This window comes from Streptomyces tricolor, assembly GCF_002155905.1.
Classification (GTDB): Bacteria; Actinomycetota; Actinomycetes; order Streptomycetales; family Streptomycetaceae; genus Streptomyces; species Streptomyces tricolor.
Window position 1 is genome coordinate 1 of sequence record NZ_MUMF01000579.1, and the last position, 3,341, is coordinate 3,341.

Here is a 3,341-nt window from a genome sequence, read left to right on the forward strand (position 1 = left end):
GAACCCAGCAGCAGGGGCTGTTCGCGGCCCTGCCCGTAGGTGGCCAGCAGCGCCTGCGCCTCGATCGGGTCACCCAGCCGCGTCCCCGTACCATGCGCCTCCACCGCATCCACATCAGCGGCCGAAATACCCGCACCCGCAAGGGCCTGACGGATCACCCGCTGCTGCGACGGACCGTTCGGCGCCGTCAGACCGTTCGACGCACCGTCCTGGTTCACCGCGGAGCCACGCACCACGGCCAGGACCCGGTGCCCGTTCCTGCGCGCGTCCGACAGCCGCTCCACGAGCAGCATGCCGACACCCTCGCCCCAGCCGGTCCCGTCGGCGGAGGCGGCGAAGGACTTGCAACGCCCGTCCGCGGCGAGACCGCGCTGGCGCGAGAACTCGTCGAACGCTCCCGGGGTGGCCATGACGGTGACACCGCCGGCCAGGGCCATCGAGCACTCGCCGCTGCGCAGCGCCTGGATCGCCCAGTGCAGGGCCACCAGGGAGGAGGAGCAGGCGGTGTCGACGGTGACCGCGGGGCCCTCCAGGCCGAGGACGTAGGCGATGCGGCCGGACAGCACGCTGGCGGAGTTGCCGGTGCCGATGTGTCCCGCGTGGGCCTCGGTGGCGCCGGCGAGGAGGGCCGCGTAGTCCTGGCCGTTGGTGCCGAGGAAGACACCGACGGAGGTGCCGCGGACCGTGTGCGGGTTGATGCCCGCGCGTTCGAAGGCCTCCCAGCCGGTCTCCAGGGCGAGCCGCTGCTGCGGGTCCATGACCAGCGCCTCGCGCGGCGAGATCCCGAAGAAGTCCGCGTCGAACTCCCCCGCCCCGCGCAGGAATCCGCCTTCGGCGTAGGCGTCGGTGGGTCCCCACTGGCGGTCCGCCGGGATGGGTCCGACGGCGTCCACGCCGTCGGCGAGCAGCCGCCACAGGTCCTCGGGCGAGGCCACGTCGCCGGGGAAGCGGCAGGACATGCCGACGATCGCGATCGGCTCGTCCGCGCGGACGGCCGTACCCGGGAGCGCGGTCGCGCCGGTCGTGTCGGCGTCCTCGCCGGTCGCCAGGGCGAGCAGGTGGGCGGCGAGTGCGCGGGCGCTGGGGTGGTCGAACACGGCGGTCGCGGGGAGCGCGACTCCGGTGGCGGCGCTGAGGCGGTTGCGCAGCTGCACGGCGGCCATGGAGTCGAAGCCCAGTTCGCGGAAGGCGGTGTCGGGTTCGACGTCCGCCGCGCCGGTGCGGCCGAGGACGGCGGCGGCGCAGGACCGGACGAGGTCCAGGGCGGCGCGCTCTCGGTCGGGGCCGGTGAGCGCCGTGGGCGCCTCGACGGGGGCCGCGCCGGACAGTTCGGCCAGCATGGAGCCGGCGGTCAGGCCGGTCCAGTCGGCGTCGGCGACGACGCTGTGCGCGTCGGCGGCGGCCACGGCACGCTCCAGGGCGACCAGGGCGTGACCGGGGTCGAGCGGGGTGACACCGGCGCGGCGCAACCGCTCCGCGACGGCCGCGTCGAGCATGCCACCGCCGGCCCAGGGGCCCCAGGCGACGGCGGTGCCGGGCAGTCCGAGGGTCCGGCGGTGCGCGGCGAGCGTGTCGAGGACGGCGTTGGCGGCGGCGTAGGCGGCCTGTCCGGGGTTGCCGAGGGTGCCCGCGAGCGAGGAGAACAGCACGAACGCGTCCAGGTCGAGCCCGGCCGTCGCGGTGTGCAGGACGAGGGCGGCATCGGCCTTGGCCCGGAGTACGGCGGTGAGCTGTGCCGGGGTGAGCGTGTCCAGCGGGGCGTCGGAGAGGACGCCCGCCGTGTGGACGACGGCGGACAGCGGAGCGTCGGCGGGGACCCGCGCCAGCAGGGCCGCGACGGCTTCCGGGTCGGCGACGTCGCAGGCGGCGACGGTCGCCGTGGCGCCCGTCGCCTCGATGGCGCTGACCAGTTCGGCGGCGCCGTCGGCCGCCGGGCCCCGCCTGCTGACCAGCAGCAGGTGCCGCGCCCCGCGCTCCGCGAGCCGCTGGGCGACCTGCGCGCCGAGCGCGCCGGTGCCGCCCGTCACCAGGACCGTGCCCCGGGGCCGCCATGCGCGGCGGGGCGCGTCGGCGGCGCGTACGAGACGGGCCGCGAAGGTGCCGTTCGCGCGCACCGCGCACTCGTCCTCGGCGCCGGCCAGCACGGCGGCGAGCCGGCGGCGCGCCTGCTCGTCCAGTGCGCCGGGCAGGTCGACGAGCCCGCCCCAGCGGTCGGGGGCCTCCAGGCGGACGACGCGGCCCAGCCCCCAGAGGCCGGCCGCGGCGACGGCGGACTCGGGGATGGTGTCCGTGGCGGCGACCGCGACGGACTCCGAGGTGGCGCACCACAGCGGAACGGTGATCCCGGCGTCACCGAGCGCCTGGACGAGGGTGACAGTGGCCTGCACCGGGCGGGCCGCCGGCGCGAGCAGGGACAGCACTCCGGTGACACCGGTGCCGTCGATGCCGCGGAGCAGTTCGGCGGTCGTCTCCCGGTCGGTGCCCTCGGGCAGTGCGAGGGAGGTGACCTCGGCGCCGTGTTCGCGCAGCGCGGTGGTGACGTCGGCGACGAGCCCCTGCTCGCCCTCCGGGGCGACCAGCAGCCAGCCGCCGGTCAGCACCGCGCCGCCGGCCTCGGGGAGCGGGGTCCAGCGGACCTTGTGCCGCCACCCGTCCACGACCGCGTCGACACGCTCCTTGTCGTGCCAGGACGCGAGGGAGGGCAGGACGGCGTCCAGCCCGGCGTCCTCCGCCACACCCAGCAGTTCGGCGAGGTCACCGCTCCGGACGGCGGCCCAGAAGGCGTCGTCCGAGGCACCCCGGGTCTGCGGCGCGGAGGCGTCCAGCCAGAAGCGTTCGCGTTGGAAGGCGTAGGTCGGCAGGTCCACGCGACGGGCTGCCGTACCGGCGAAGAACCGGTCCCACGCCACCTCGACACCCTGCGCGTGCAGCACACCGAGCGCGTTCACGACGGCATGCGCGGCGGGCTCACCCGCCCGCTGTGCCGGGACGCACACCGCCTCGCCGGCGGACTCCGCGACCGGGCCCGACAGCACCGCGTCCGGCGCCAGCTCCACGAAGACACCGGCCTCCGCCGCCACCACGGCATCGGCGAACCGGACCGTCTGCCGGACATTGCGCAGCCAGTACTCCGGATCACACAGCTCGTCACCCACCGGGGTGCCGGTCACCGTCGAGACGAACACCAGCCTCGGCGCATGGAAGGAGACGGACTCCAGCACCTGCCGGAAGTCCTCCAGAACCGGCTCCATCAGATGCGAGTGGAAGGCATGGCTGACCGACAGCCGCTTGGTACGACGGTCCGACCAGCGGGCCGCCTCGGCCAGCACGGCCTCCTCGTC

At 75.8% G+C, this 3,341-nt stretch carries 1 protein-coding gene; it reads right to left on the reverse strand.

Features of this window, described 5'->3' with window-relative positions; genetic code table 11:
- Positions 1 to 3,329 (reverse strand): type I polyketide synthase (locus tag CCN44_RS34085; protein ID WP_143650152.1); only part of this gene is annotated, 3,329 nt, incomplete at its 3' end.
- Positions 3,330 to 3,341: the final 12 nt, after the last annotated feature.